This window comes from Micromonospora sp. CNZ295 (assembly GCF_004217535.1).
Genome location: NZ_SHKZ01000001.1, coordinates 4,848,505 through 4,862,448, shown reverse-complemented (window position 1 = coordinate 4,862,448; position 13,944 = coordinate 4,848,505). Strand labels below are relative to the sequence as shown.

The window sequence follows — 13,944 nt, the reverse complement described above, 5'->3', positions numbered from 1 at the left end:
TACTGTCACGTGACACAGGAGAGCACCCATGTCCATCAGACTCGACAACGTCGGCATCGCCGTCCGTGACCTGGAAGCCGCCATCGCCTTCTTCACCGACCTCGGCCTGACGGTGGTCGGACGCGCCCGGATCAGCGGCGAGTGGGCCGAAACCGCCGTGGGTCTGGATGGCAACACCGCCGACATCGCCGTGCTCCAGACGCCCGACGGCAACGGTCGCATCGAGATGTTCCAGTACGTGCACCCGGACGCGATCGAGGCTGAGCCCGTCGAGCCGAACACCATCGGCATGCACCGCGTCTGCTTCGCCGTGGACAATATCGACGCCGCCCTCGAGGTCGCCGCCAGGCACGGCTGTCACCCGCTCCGTGGCGTCGCCACGTACGAGGATGTCTACAAGCTCACCTATCTCCGCGGTCCCAGCGGCATTCTCGTGATGTTCGCGGAGGAGTTGCAGAAGGCGGACTGACCGCGAACCTGGTTCGCACCCGTCTTCCGCCGGGCGGTGGCAGGGCGGAAGACGAAGCTGCCCGGCCGGCGAACAGGCTCGCCGGCCGGGCAGTGTTGCGGCTCTCGTCAGCTGGCGGCCAGGTCCTTCAGGCCCTCCAGCATCTCGGCGAGGTCGGCGGTCTCCGCCGCCGGGGGCGTCTCGATGTTCACCGGCTTGCCGTAGTCGGTGTAGTTGACCGTCATGTCGCCGATCTTGCCCATCTCCATCTGCACCCGGCGCGGCTGGTACTGCTCGTCGACCCAGAGATCGAGCTTGATCTCCTTGACGCCCTGCTTGGCGAAGCCCTTCTCGACGTCCGTCCGCATCTCGGCGTCGAGCTGGCCGAGGTAGGTCGCCACCGGCGCGGTGACGGTGTAGTGCACGGTGCGCGCCCCGTTGACCGTCTCCTCACCGACGACGGTGGTGCCCTCGGTGGCGAGCAGCGTCTTGACCTGCTTGGTCGGGTCGATGTCCTCGAGCTGCTTGCTGAAGTCCATCCCCGCCGCGGCGCCGGCAGCGGCCAGGTCCAGCTTCATCCAGCGCTTCCCGTCGAGCTCCGCGCGGTCCTTCTCGGGGATCTCGACGTAGACCACGTCACCGATCATGCGCACGGTGGTCGGGGTGCCGTCGGGGCCCTCCGTCGTCACCTCGGCCTTGACCGGGTCGCCCAGGTCCATGACGCCCTGCATCGAGACCTTCTCGCCGCCGGTCGTGCCCTCCATCTGCACGGTCACGGAGTCGCTCTTGCCGGTCGCGTCGATCGTCTTCTGCAGCGATCCCTTGAGATCGGTCGCGAGCAGCTCCAGCACGATCGGCTGCTTCGGAGCGTCGGACGAGCCAGACTCCGAGCCGCAGGCGGACATGGCGAGCGCCGCGAGCGCGGAGACCGCAACTACCGTGGTTTTCTTCCACAAGGACACGTGACAGCTTCTTTCCCCGAAGGATTCTGGGGCTCGATCTCACCCCAGCAGAACGACGACACGCTAACCCACCGCCGCCACAACGGATCGAGCTGGCTCCCGGTCGTGCCGAGGGCGGTGCGTCGACCCGTTCCTGTTTCCACGCACGAGCCGGCCCGCCGCCGGTGCAGCGGATGGCGCGGCACGGCTTGGATCACCGATGATGACAGCGGTAACTGTTTGACTACGAGAGCCGTCATTGGCGGTCGCGGCGCGGGTGCTAGCTCTACTCTGTCGTGCTCGGGCCGGCGATGACCCTGGCGGCACGGGGGAGCGGAGGTTGCGGTGACCGGCGTGGAGTTGATCGTGGCAGCGTTGGCGGGTGGCGCGGCGGCGGGTGTCACCGAGGTGACCGGCACCGCGATCCAGGATGGGTACGCGTCGTTGCGGGAGGCGTTGCGTCGGGCGTTGGCCAAACGCGGCGAGCGGGCGGTGCGAGCACTCGATGCCGAGAGCAGCGATCCCGGCGTCTGGCGGGTGCGACTCGGTCCGGATCTGATCGACAGCGGCGCCGACCGCGACGAGCGGATCCTGGCGGCGGCCCGCGAACTGCTGGCCCGGGTGGAGGCCGCCGGCGGGCCCTTCGACGGCCGTCGGGTGGACCTGTCGCAGGCCAAGGGAGTCCAGCTTGGCGACCACAACGTCCAGCACAACACCTTCAACTGACGGGTCGGCTGTCGATGGCCAACAAGGGCAAGCCCGACCCGGCCCGGCCGGCGCTCGACGCGCCGAACGCCCAGGGCCTGCAGGTCGGCGACAACAACATCCAGTACAACACCTTCCATCAGTACGGCTCGGTGGTGCGTTCGGCGTATCTGGAGCAGGTACGGCAGTTCGCCCCCGTCGAACTGAAGGACCGCGAGCCGGAACTGCGGCACCTGACGGAGTTCTGCACCGGCGCGAAGCAGCCCCCGTACCTGTGGTGGCAGGCTGACGCGGGCGTCGGCAAGACCGCCCTGATGTCGTGGTTCGTGCTGAACCCTCCGCCAGGTGTGCGGGTGGTGTCGTTCTTTGTCACGACCCGGCACGCCGGGCAGCGCGACCGTGCCGGGTTCGTCGACGTCGTCCTGGAACAGTTGGTTGAGCTGCTGGGCGAGTCGATGCCCGCGCACCTGACCGGGGCCACCCGCGAGGCACACCTGCTCGGCCTGCTGAACCGGGCGGCTCATGCGTGCCGGCGTCAGGGCCAGCGGTTGGTGCTGCTGGTGGACGGGTTGGACCAGGACTCCGGCGTTCGCGAGGGGGCGCAGTCGTACAGCATCGCCGCGCTGCTGCCTGCGCGGCCCGAGGCGGGGATGCGGATCGTCGTGGCCGGACGCCGGGTCGAACTGCCCGCCGATGTACCCACCGGGCATCCCCTGCGCGACCGCGGTGTCGTCCGGGTCCTTGATCCGCCCGCGTTCATGGTGAAGCAGGCTGAACTGGACGCCCTCATCGCCACCAAGGTAGAGGAACGCCGGCAGCGCTCGCAGGAGCAGCGTCACCGCGCCGAGCGGGAACTGTTGGAGCAGGCGCAGCGCGACCTGGCACAGCTCAAGCAGGACTGGGCCGCTGCCGAGGCCGAACGGCTCGGCCCGCTCGCCCGGGTACGCGCGGCGGCGCTCGCCGTGACGATCACCGGTGGTTGGACGCTGGCCGTCGTCGTGGTGGCATGGCTCATCTGGGGCCTCTACGACGCCGACCTCGCGGTGGTTTTGACGCGGCAGGCGTCGGCGGCCGGCGCGGTGGTCGCCGCCGGCCTGGCCTACAACGCCGCGCGCCTGGGTGCCGCGTACCGTCCCGCGCTGGACGCACGGAACTCCTGGGTGCCCCGCCGGCGCGCCGCCCTCACCGCCGGGGCGATCGCCGGCGGCACCCTGCTCGCCTCGAGTCTGATCGCCCTCGACTACCTGGTCTCCCGGGATGAGCGTCTGGTGCGCCCCGACCACGGGAGCCTGCCGTCCTTCGGCGAGCTGGTGACGATCGCGTTCCTCGTGATGGCGACGGTGGGGTACGTTCTCGCCGGCCTGATCGGGGGCGTCGACCTGCAGAGTCCCTGGCGGGAGCGGCAGCGGGCCCGGGAGGCGGCGTACCGCGCCGCCCTCGGCGAAGCCACACGTGCCACCGCCCCGGAGGGCTGGCACGCCACGGCCCGGAACGCCAAGTCTGCCGACGCGGCGGTGCGAGCCAGGGCGTATCAGGAGGCGACCAAGCTGCTGATACGCGACTACTCCCGCCTCGTCGAGCGGGACGGACGCCGCCGCCGCTGAGACCCTGCCGACCCACCCGGTTTGCGGGGCGGCGGGTCGTCAACGGACCCCCGGACGACGCGGATCAATTTCCGGCCGGGCTGCATGGTGAGCAGCCCTGGCTTGACCGCGCACCTCGCCAGCTACCGACCGAGGGTGCGGCAGATCAGGGATCTCGGACCCGGCACCCGCACGGGCGTAAGAGGATGTTGCCTGATGAAACCCGCTGTTCCTCACGAGGTGAGACGTGCGTAGCCGGAATCCGGATGTGCCGCCGGAGATGGTGCGGCGAGAGAGCCGGGAGGCTTACGCGCGGCTGCGCACCTACTTCATCCTCGCGGTCCAGGCGGGTGTGGCGGCCGGCCTGTCCTGGTTCATCACGGAAGACGTCCTGCACAACCCGCAGCCGTTGTTCGCACCCGCGGCCGCGATCGGCACGATCGCGGCCGCCCTCGGCAATCGGATCAGGCGAGCGGCGGAACTCATCGCCGGTGTGATCGTTGGAGTGTTGGCCGGACAGTTGATCATCGAGGTCATCGGGACGGGGCCGATTCAGACCGGCCTGATCGTGACCTTCGCGATCTCCTCGACCGCCGTCATTCGCGGGGGCAGCGCGGTCATGGTGCACGCAGGAAGTACCGCCCTGCTGCTGGGAACGCTGACTGCGGAACACTCCCAACTGGCCGTGGCGCGCACCGTCAACGGAATGATCGGAGGGGCGACCGCCATCGCCGTGGCGCTGCTGATCCTGCCTGCCAACCCCGTACGCGTCGTACACCGCTCTGCCGGCCCGACGCTGGATATCTTCGCCCGTAATCTCACCGCTATCGCTCAGGCCCTGGAGCAGCGCGACGTCCAACAGACCGAGGATGCCTTGCAGCGCCTCGTTGCGGCGGAGAAGGAGAGGAACAGGTCGGTCGAGATGGTCGCTGCGGCGGCGGAGATCGCGATTCTCTCACCCTGGCGGTGGCGGCGATTGGGCATCCTGCGCCGGTACCAGCACGCCTCCGAACACCTCCAACTCGCTTACTCCAACAGCCGGGAGATGGCGCATTGGATCGTATCGACCGTACGGCAGCGTGAACCGATACCGGCCGGCATTCCCGAGTCGATCGAGCACCTCGGCCAGGCAGTGAGGCTGCTGCATCGCGATTTCCTCGCCCACCGCGAACCGCACCGTGCGCGCGCCCGGGCGCAACAGGCCATCAAGGACGTCGAGCGGGCCTGCGCCGAAGATATCGAGTTCTGTGGAAAGGTCCTCGTCTCGCGGCTGCGTCTTGCCATCAGCGAGGTGCTTCAAGCATCCGGGGTGCCGAAGGTGGAGGCGAACCATCAGGCGGGGTTGGCGGCCGAGGCGAGCTGATCGCTGACGGCATCCGAACAGGACAGCGAGGAGCATCACCGGGGCGAACGAATCGACCGGGCCGGGTTGGGCGCCGATGAGCTCAGCCGGTCACCAGCCCACTCGAACACCGCCACCACCGGCTGGGTGAGGGTCAAACGGTGCCGCGTACGGTCACCGGACCTGGATCACCCCGCGGGCGCCGCGTTCGGCGTCGACCATGGCGTGGGTGACGAACGGGTAGCTGCCCGGCTCGGGCAGCACGGTCTCGACGAAGCCGCCGGCGGCGGGCGCGAGGTCGAGAACCTGCGCCGCCCCGGGGTCGCTGGGCTGCAGCCGCCAGCTGCCCTCGGCGTAGACGGAGTCGAACTGGGCGCCGACGACATGGAAGGCAGTAGAGCGGTTGGGGCCGGCGTTGAGCAGCCAGATGCGGACCCGTTCGCCGGTGCCCGCGGTCAACGGTCGGTGCGCGTACTGGGCGACGTAGCCGTTGAAGACCACCGCGTCGGGTCGTTCGGCCTGCATCTTGGCCAGGTCGCCGGGTTGGCTGTCGGCCCCGAGGTAGAGCTCGGACTGCACCAGGACGTATTCGTGGGCGACGGCGGGCAGGTCGGGCGGGTCGATGATGAGGGCTCCGTACATGCCGTTGCCGATGTGGTGCAGCATCGGCATGGTCGAGCAGTGGTACATCCAGATGCCGGCCTTGGTGGCCGTGAACCGGTAGGTGAGGCGCTCGCCGGGGTCGATGGGGCGCATGGGCCGGTCGGGGGCGAGAGCACCGGCATGGAAGTCGATGCCGTGGTCCATCGTGCCGTCGTTGATCAGGGTGACCTCGAAGGTGTCGCCGATCCGGCCGCGCAGGACGGGCCCGGGTGCGGTGCCGTTGAAGGTCCAGAGCCGCTGCCGTACACCGGGTGCCACCTCCCGCACGACCTCCTGGACGCGCAGCTCGACGCGGTGGACCCGGCCGGTCGGGGTGGGCGGGGCGGTGGCGTCGCGGGCGGTGAAGCCGGCCGGAGGTTCGGCCATGGCGTCGATGCGCGGCGCGGCTGCCGGATCCGTGGACGGTGCGGCGTGGTGGGCGTGGCTGTCGGTCCCGGCCGGGGTCGCCGTGGTGGTGATGGTCAGCGTCATGCCGGCCTGGCGGTGCCCGGGCAGTGAGCACCAGCCCTCGACGGTGGCGCCGATGATGCCGACGTCCAGGCGGGTGGTGCCGTCGCGGGCGAGGGTGGGGGTCTTGGCTCCGGTGGCCAGGACGAGGTCGTGGCGGCGGTGGTCGCGGTTGGTCAGCTCGATGACGAGCCGGTCACCGGCGGGCACGGCGATGCGGTCCGGGTGGAAACGCATGCCGTCGGCGGTGACCGCGACGGTGGTGGTGTTCCCGGTCGGCGGCACGCCGGTCGCGGCGGCGGAGGTGGTGGTCGGTGCGGTCACGCGTTGGCCGGCCACGCCGATCAGCACGGCCAGCAGGACCAGGGCGAGGCCGACCGCGACGCCGCCGAGCGGGCGGGGCGGTCGGGCCGGGGGTGTGGCGACAGGTGACGTCACGGTTGTCTCCGGGCGGCGAGCAGGACATGCAGGGCGGGGATGAGGAACTGCAGCAGGGCGGCGAGGACGAGCAGCGAGGTGGTGATCCGCACGTACGGCGGTGCGGGCAGGATGAAGACGGCCAGGGCCGCGTTGGCCATGGTGACGCGCTGCGGCCAGTTGCGGTCCAGCCGTTCGGTGCGCTCGCGGACCAGGGCCGGGCCGCCGCCGAGAGCCATGGGCAGCAGGTACGCCAGGGCGCCGAGCAGGATCTGGCCGACGAAGCCGACGAGGAGCGGAATGAGCACGGTGCCGAAGCGGTCGGCTGCCGTGGCCGGGTCGGGCGCGGACAACAGCGTCCAGGCGTCGACGCTGAGCGCTACCAGCAGCCATCCTGCGGCGGCCGTGATGGACCAGGTCGGGAACGAGGCCGGGGTCTTGCGGCGGGCGGCCTGTCCGGCCGGTAGGGCGGTGAGTAGAGCGGCCGTGGCGATCAGCGCCAGCCCGCCGGTGGCCAGCGGCGGCCACCACGCCAGGAGGCCGATACCGAGCGCGGCGAGCCCGGCGACCGCGATCGGCAGGGCTCGACGGGCGGCGGTGGCGGCGCCGTCGGCCATCCGGGTACGCAGCACGGTGGGCCACAGGGTGAGCAGGGTGCCCAGCACGGTCAGCGTTACCCAGCCCAACAGGTTGACGTGGGCATGGAACAGCAGCAGCCGTGGCCGGTTGTCGCCGTCGGCGACGAGCATCCAGGCGCCGACCGGAATCCCGATCAGCAGGGCGCCGGCGGCGGCCAGGTAGTAGTGCACGGTGACGGTGAACCGGGCGGGCAGGGCGGCGCGCAGCCGCGCGAGCAACCACGCCAGGTGTGCCGTGACGGCGCCGAACACCAGGCCGGCGCCGATGACGCCGACCCATGGTTGGTGGACGACGTCGGTGGTGAGCACGCCGACGACGCCGAGGTTGAGCACGGTGAGCCGGGCGCTCTCGCCGCGCCGGTTGGCCGGCGTCGGGCTGCGCAGTACGGCGTTGGTGAAGTGGGCGCTCCAGATGACGATCGCGTTGGTGACGGCGCCGAGCAGCAGCAGGTGGATGGCGAGCCACCGCCAGGACGGCAGGAACGGGTGGGTGAGCGCGACGGCGACGAGCGCGGTCAGGTACGCCACGGGCAGGATTCCGGCGCGGCGGTGCCAGTTCGCCCGGCCGGTGGGACCGCCGTCGTTGGTGGACACCTCGCTCCTCGCCGCGGTGGCCATCACGACACACCCGCAGCGAGGCGCTGCCTGCTCGAGGACGGCGACGGCGTGGTCCGCGCCGACCGCCGATGCCGCAGCGACAGGGCGACGGCGCAGGCGACGAAGCCGAGCACCGCGGCCACGTTCGCGACTCCCGCCCAGCGCCACACCTGCTCCAGGCCGGCGACGTCGCCGAGGCCGACGCGGACCAGCAGCGAGATGTGGAGCACGACGAGGGGCACGTAGAGCACCCGGTGGTAGGGGAGGGGCCGGCGCAGCACCGCGGGCAGGATCACCGGCGCGTGCACGAAGATCATGGACATGACGAAGCCGAGGAAGACCGCGTGCATGGTGGCGTCGTACCGGGGGCCCTCCGAAGCCGGTCCGGCGCCGGCCCACAGCACACCGGCCAGCGCCAGCCACCCGTAGCCGGCCAGCAGGCCCACCGCGACGTAGCGGGGGAGCGCCCGCGCCCGGACGGTGTGTCGGGCGACGTCGACGATCGCGAGCCACGCCGTGACCGCGAGCAGACCCGCGCCGAGCAGGTGCGCACCCACCGCCGGCCACAGCGTGGCCGCCGTGGCTCCGGCCAGCAGGGCGGCCAGCGCGACGAGGAACCAACGCTCGGCGTACGGGTCGCGCAGCGCGACGTGCGCCAACTCGAGGCGTTCGCCGGCGATGGTCGCGATGACGAACGCCGCCAGCCACGGCACGGTCTCGACGACCGGGTAGCCGGCCAGCCACAGCAGCGTGGCCGCGTACCAGGCGAACGCGCCGGTGGCCTGGGCGAGCAGCGCAGCGCCGGGCTGGCGGCGCCACAGCGCCCGGTAGACCCCGAGCAGGATCACCGACGCCGCCATGAGCAGCCCTTTCCCGGCCAGGCTCGGCCCGCTGGTCAACAGCACGAGCCCGCCCAGCCCGGAACAGGCCGGGGCGAGCAGCGCCCACCGGGTGCCGAGCGCGACAGCCCGCTCCAGCGCGATCAACGTGCCGACGAAGCCGAGGACCATCAGCGGCCCGTGCACCTGCTCCACCGCCACCGGCGGTGCGGCGACGGGCGTGCCGAGCAGCAGCAGGCCCGCGTACAGGCCGGCCAGCAGCGCGACGCCGGCGGCCGCGAGGACGGGCAGCCGCCACCGCACGGGCACCCCGGTCGAGTGGCTCATGACTGCTCCCCGGCCGCTCGCGCCGTCGGGAACGGCAGACGTACGACGCAGGCGCTCGGCGCGCCGAAGGGCTCCAGCGCCACCCACCCGTCGGGCGCACCGTCGCGCTGCAGGACCCCTTGGACGACGCCGAGGTGCAGCCCGCACATCGCGTCGGGGTTCTGACCGACCAGTTCCAGGAACGGGCAGGTCAGCAGGTGCACCTCCGCGGCGCCGCCGTCCCCGGTCGGCTGTCGCCGTGGGCTGAAGCCCAACCCGTCCAGCACTGCGGTGACCGCGTCGACCGGATCGTCGCTGGGCGGGGCGGCGTCGGCCAGTTGCCGGCCCCATCCCTGGCCGACCTGGGCGGCGGCGGCCCGGACGTCGCCGCCGGCGTGGGAGAGGTGGTGGAGCAGCGCCGCCGCCAGAGCCCGGTAGGGCGCCGGGGCCGGATCGGCGGCCGACGCCCGGTACCGCCACGGCGGACGGCCCGGCCCTCCGCCGCTGGCGCGCGCCTTGACCAGCAGCCCGGCCTCGGTGAGCCGGTCCAGGTGCGCGCGTGTGGTGGACAGGTGCTGCCCGGTACGCGCGGCGACCTCGGCCGCGGTCACGCCGCCGTCGGCGGTTCGAACCAGGCGCAGGATCGCCACTCGACTGGCCGAACCCAACGCCCGGTGCTGCGGAGTGTCGATCGTCTCCCCGCTCGGGCCTTTCCGCGGAGTTTCCACGTCGAATAACGTTACAACGTCAAACGACGTAGAAACCCTGGGAGGGTCTCATGTCACAGTCGGACCTCGTCGCCGACGAACAGGCCGCACGCTCGGTGGTGCGCCACCACAGCGAACTGGCCGCCGCGCTGACCGGGCACGTCGCGCGCCTGGTCGACGCCGTCGACACCGGCGTCCAGCCGCCGGTGTGGGTGTGCCGCGACGAGCTGGTGACCTGGCTGCGCGGCGAGTTGCTGCCGCACGCGTACGCCGAGGAGGCGGCCCTGTATCCGGCCGCCGCCGGCCTGCTGGAGGGCAAGCTGCTGGTGGAGGGGATGCTCGGCGAGCACCGTGTCATCGCGGCGTTGGTCGACGAACTGGCCGAGACCAGCTCCCCGACGGTGGCGGCGGCCACCGCCCGCGCGCTGCAGGCGGTCTTCGCCACCCACCTGGCCAAGGAGAACGACCTCGTCGTGCCCCTGCTGGTCGCCGCCGACACGGTGTCACTGGCCGGGCTGCTCGACGGCATGCACGACATCATCGGGGCCGAGACCGGCTCGCCGGCGGGCGGTTGCGGCGGCGGTGGCGAATGTGGCTGCGGCGGGGACGCCGCGAGCGTGGCGGCCGACGCTCCGCTGCTGGCCATCGACCCCCGGCTCGACGTGCGGGACGTACCCCACCGGGAGCGGCACGCCCGCGTCCTGGCCGCGATCGACGCCCTGCCCGCCGACGGGGCCATGGTTCTGGTCGCCCCGCACGCGCCCCGGCCGTTGCTGGCCGAGATCGACGCCCGCTACGCCGGGCAGGTAACCGCCGAGTGGCTGCAGAACGGCCCGGACGTCTGGCAGATCCGCCTGCACCGGGCGCCCGTCGCGGCCTGACCCTCGATCGCCGGGGTGGTGACTGCGCCGCCCCGGCGATGGTCGGGTTGCTCTGCCGGTCGTGGCCGGGCGGCCCGTCGCAGGCCCAACGGCCCTACTGAGCCGGGGTTTTCCGGGGCAAGCTGGATGTATCACCACGACAGCGTCGGGAGATCGGTCATGTGCAACTACTGCGGCTGCCGGGAGTTCCCGTTGATCGGTCAGCTGACCACCGAACACGAGGCGATCGCCAACGCCGCCGGGCGGCTGCGCACGGCGATCACCTCCGGCGTCGGTGACCCCGTCGTCCGGCTCGACGAGCTGCTCGCGCTGTTGACGCCGCACACCGACGTCGAGGAGCGCGGTCTGTTCGTCGAGCTGCGCGCCGAGGGCAGCCTCACCGAAGCGGTGGACCGGCTCTGTGACGAGCACGACGACATCCACGGTGTCCTCGGCGCCGTCGATCGCGCGGCACCGGACTGGCCGGCGGTGCTGGCCGCCCTGGACCGGCTGCACCGGCACATCGACAACGAGGAGCACGGGCTGTTCCCGGCCGCGGTCATCGCCCTGCCGATTCCGGCCTGGGACCGGCTGACCCCGCAGCAACCCACCGCGGCGGCCTAGACAGCGACGAGGAGGGCGACAGGTGAGCAAGCGGGTTGGTCAGAAGCAGGCCGCGCGGGTGATCCGCGAACAGTTGGCACGTGAACGCCGTCGGCGTCGTACCGCGTGGATCTCAGCCGCGGCTGCCGGGACGTTGGTCGCCGCCGGGCTCGTCGGATTCGCCGTCTCCTCCGCCCAGCGGCCTGATGGCAGCCGCGCGGTGCCCGCGATGGCCACCGCCGATCGCACCGGCCTCACCGTCGGCTCCGGCCCCGTGACGGTCGAGCTCTACCTCGATTACCTGTGCCCGGCCTGCCGGGCGTTCGAAGAAGACGCCGGCACCACGCTCGAGCAGTTGGTGGCGGACAACCGGATCACCCTTGTCTACCATCCGGTGGCGATCCTCGACCGGTACTCCAGCAACGCGTACTCCTCCCGGTCCGCCGCTGGCGCCGGTTGCGCCGCCGACGCCGGCAAGATCACCGAGTACACCCAAGCGCTGTACGCCGCGCAGCCCGCCGAAGGCGGTCCCGGACACACCGACGAACGACTCGTGGACCTCGCTGTCGCGGCGGGGCTGCCGCGGGAGGAGTTCGCGCAGTGCCTGGGTGAGGACCGCTACGCCGGCTGGGTCACGCAGGTCACCGACGCGATGAGCAAACGCGGCGTCAACGGCACGCCCACCGTCTTCGTCAACGGCCGCCAACTGCAGCGCCCCACCGCGCAGACCCTGACCGCCGCCGTCGACCGGCCCTGACCGGTCCCCTTACGCACGGTGGCCGCCGGACAGTCACCCACCGCACTTCACCTTCCCCGATGGCGACGGGAGCCGAGCCTGGCGAGTAACGCCGGGCCCGGCGGTGAGCGGCGCCAATGCCAGTGTGCCGAACCGACAGCGTTCCGCCGGTTCCGCATGGGCGCGTACCGTCGAGACCGGTCGGCTCGCGGTGACCTGGCAGCTGTGCTTCCTGTACGCGGTCGGCTTCGGCGGCTTCGTCGCCTTCAGCGTCTACCTGCCCGCCTACCTGAGCACCGTCTACGGACTGACCACCAACGACGCCGCGCTGCGCACCGCCGGGTTCGTCGTCCTCGCTGTGGTCGCCCGACCCGTCGGCGGCTGGTTGTCCGACCGTCTCCACCCGGTACCCGTGCTCGTCTGGTGCTTCGCGGGCACCGCCGTGTTCGCCGTCGCCCAGGCGTTCCAACCGCCCCTCATGCCGGTCGCCACGGTCGCGTTCCTCGGCATGGCCGCGCTGCTCGGCGCCGCCAGTGGCGGCGTGTTCGCCCTGGTGGGCAAGGTCGCTCCCGCCGACAAGGTCGGTACCGTCACCGGCGTCGTCGGTGCCGCCGGGGGCCTCGGCGGCTTCGTGCCTCCGCTGATCATGGGCTGGGTGTACGGCCTCGAAGGCTCCTACGCCATCGGCCTGATGCTGCTGTCCGACGTCGCGCTCGCGGCGGCTGTCTACACCGCCATCAGGATGAGCGGCCTCACCCGCCGCCCCGACGCCGCCACGTCACCGTCCCACTGAGGCGATACCGCTCCCGGTCGCAACTGGCCCGCCGACAGCCCGCAGGTCTGGGCCGTCGCCTTCGCATGCCACCAACGGTGGCAGGCAGCGGAGCCGACGCCGGCCCGCCCCATCGATGTGACTTCACCCGTTCGGGTCCAACGACCCTGCACCGGGCGGTTAAGCGGAAGCACACTCGGGCGAGGCCCGGCCCATCGTCGTCGATGTATCGGGAGGCGCCATGGCCGCCGTTCAGACCGCCGACCCGGACCCTGCGGGACCGATCGGCCGGGGCAACCGCGCCTTGGCGCAGGCGGCCTTGGTGGCCACGAGGGCGCCGTCGGTGTTCAACTCCCAGCCGTGGCGGTGGCGGATCAGCCGCGGCGTAGCCCAACTGTGGGCGGACCGCAGCCGGCAGATCCGGCCCATCGACCCGGACGGGCGGCTGCTGGTACTCAGTTGCGGTGCGGCGCTGCACCACCTGCGCCTGAGCCTCGCGGTGGCCGGCTGGACGGCGTCGGTGCGGTACCTGCCGGACGCGGCCGAACCGGACCTGCTGGCCGGTGCGACCCTCGCGGCGCCGGGGGCGCCGACTCCGCAGACACTTCGGTTGTACCGGGCCATCGCGGCGCGCCGCACCGACCGGCGGCCGTTCGCCGATCATCCGGTCGCCGCCGACGTCCTGGACGAGCTGCGCCGCGTCGTCGAGGCGGCCGGAGCGAGCCTGGTGATCCCGGCGGAGAACGATCTTCTCGCGTTGACCGTCGCGGCCGGGCACGCCGCCGCGACCGAGCTGGCGGATCCGTCCTACCGCAGCGCCCTGGCCAGCTGGGTGGACCGTCCGGCGAGCAGCGGCGACGGCGTGCCCGCCGCCACCGCGGCGCCACCGGCGCTCCGGCCGGTGCCGTTGCGGGACTTCCTCGCACACGCGAAGACGTCGGTCACCGCCGACCCGCCCCCCGTCGGCGATCGGCACGCCAGCTACGCGGTGGTGGCGACCGCCGGCGACCGACCCGCTGACTGGCTCACCGCCGGGGAAGCGCTGTCCGCGCTGCTCCTGACGGCGACCGCTCACGGCCTGTCCACGTCACCGATGACCGACCTCGTCGAGGTCCCGGCGTCCCGGTCGCTGCTGCGCGAGCTGCTCACCGACGGCCACCCGGCACTCGTCGTGCGGATCGGCGTCCCCGCGGCCGAGCCACCGGCCACGGCCCTCGCATCACGCCGTCCCGGCCCGGACGTGGTGCGGGTAGCCGACCATCCGGGCCACGACGACAGCTGATCGGGCCAGTCGGACCGGCACCGTGCGGCTACCGGTGCGTCGACCTCGCCAGCCACCG

At 72.0% G+C, this 13,944-nt stretch carries 13 protein-coding genes and 1 pseudogene; 9 read left to right on the top strand and 5 right to left on the bottom strand.

The genetic code is table 11. The features are described from left to right. The first annotated feature begins 28 nt into the window (after nt 1-28). Entirely contained in the window at nt 29-469 is a 441-nt protein-coding gene (locus EV376_RS22710) for a VOC family protein (protein WP_130326354.1), read from the top strand. A gap of 107 nt (nt 470-576) precedes the next feature. On the opposite strand, the gene EV376_RS22705 is transcribed toward EV376_RS22710, so the two are convergent. Then, nucleotides 577-1,410 (bottom strand): SCO4651 family lipoprotein, encoded by an 834-nt coding sequence (locus tag EV376_RS22705; RefSeq protein ID WP_130326352.1) that lies wholly within the window; start codon nt 1,408-1,410, stop codon nt 577-579. A 324-nt stretch (nt 1,411-1,734) separates the two neighbouring features. On the opposite strand from EV376_RS22705, the gene EV376_RS22700 reads away from it, so the two are divergent. The 3 genes from EV376_RS22700 (at nt 1,735) to EV376_RS22690 (ending at nt 5,040) form a co-directional block, all read left to right on the top strand. Continuing rightward, complete coding sequence (locus EV376_RS22700) at nt 1,735-2,115, top strand: hypothetical protein (protein WP_130326350.1); 381 nt, start codon at nt 1,735-1,737, stop codon at nt 2,113-2,115. A 14-nt stretch (nt 2,116-2,129) separates the two neighbouring features. Further along, entirely contained in the window at nt 2,130-3,698 is a 1,569-nt protein-coding gene (locus EV376_RS22695; protein WP_130326348.1) for a P-loop domain-containing protein, read from the top strand. A gap of 226 nt (nt 3,699-3,924) precedes the next feature. Next, complete coding sequence (locus EV376_RS22690) at nt 3,925-5,040, top strand: FUSC family protein (RefSeq protein WP_486482761.1); 1,116 nt, start codon at nt 3,925-3,927, stop codon at nt 5,038-5,040. Between the two features lie 153 nt (nt 5,041-5,193). Here EV376_RS22690 and EV376_RS22685 read toward each other — a convergent pair whose 3' ends face one another. Genes EV376_RS22685 through EV376_RS22675 form a run of 4 tightly spaced genes read right to left on the bottom strand, consistent with a single transcriptional unit; the run spans nt 5,194 to nt 9,654 of the window. Beyond that, the gene (locus EV376_RS22685; protein ID WP_207228309.1) at nt 5,194-6,567 is read right to left on the bottom strand and encodes a multicopper oxidase domain-containing protein; all 1,374 of its coding nucleotides are present in this window, start codon (nt 6,565-6,567) and stop codon (nt 5,194-5,196) included. Next, entirely contained in the window at nt 6,564-7,778 is a 1,215-nt protein-coding gene (locus tag EV376_RS30530) for a hypothetical protein (protein WP_486482760.1), read from the bottom strand. The genes EV376_RS22685 and EV376_RS30530 overlap by 4 nt, the downstream gene beginning before the upstream one ends. Before the next feature lie 23 nt (nt 7,779-7,801). Then, nucleotides 7,802-8,947: a hypothetical protein gene (locus EV376_RS22680; RefSeq protein ID WP_130326344.1), complete on the bottom strand. Its 1,146-nt coding sequence runs from the start codon at nt 8,945-8,947 to the stop codon at nt 7,802-7,804. Further along, a complete protein-coding gene (locus EV376_RS22675) occupies nt 8,944-9,654 on the bottom strand; it encodes a helix-turn-helix domain-containing protein (RefSeq protein WP_130326342.1) in 711 nt (236 codons plus the stop codon). The genes EV376_RS22680 and EV376_RS22675 overlap by 4 nt, the downstream gene beginning before the upstream one ends. Before the next feature lie 50 nt (nt 9,655-9,704). Here EV376_RS22675 and EV376_RS22670 point away from each other — a divergent pair, with 50 nt between their 5' ends. The 5 genes and pseudogenes from EV376_RS22670 (at nt 9,705) to EV376_RS22650 (ending at nt 13,886) form a co-directional block, all read left to right on the top strand. Next, on the top strand, nt 9,705-10,514 hold the full coding sequence (locus EV376_RS22670) for a DUF2249 domain-containing protein (protein ID WP_130326340.1): 810 nt from the start codon (nt 9,705-9,707) through the stop codon (nt 10,512-10,514). A gap of 159 nt (nt 10,515-10,673) precedes the next feature. After that, on the top strand, nt 10,674-11,117 hold the full coding sequence (locus EV376_RS22665; protein WP_130326338.1) for a hemerythrin domain-containing protein: 444 nt from the start codon (nt 10,674-10,676) through the stop codon (nt 11,115-11,117). A 22-nt stretch (nt 11,118-11,139) separates the two neighbouring features. Further along, on the top strand, nt 11,140-11,853 hold the full coding sequence (locus EV376_RS22660; protein WP_130326336.1) for a thioredoxin domain-containing protein: 714 nt from the start codon (nt 11,140-11,142) through the stop codon (nt 11,851-11,853). A gap of 127 nt (nt 11,854-11,980) precedes the next feature. Continuing rightward, nucleotides 11,981-12,625, top strand: a pseudogene (locus tag EV376_RS22655) (MFS transporter); the annotation flags it as partial. A 220-nt stretch (nt 12,626-12,845) separates the two neighbouring features. Further along, complete coding sequence (locus EV376_RS22650; protein WP_130326334.1) at nt 12,846-13,886, top strand: Acg family FMN-binding oxidoreductase; 1,041 nt, start codon at nt 12,846-12,848, stop codon at nt 13,884-13,886. Nucleotides 13,887-13,944: the final 58 nt, after the last annotated feature.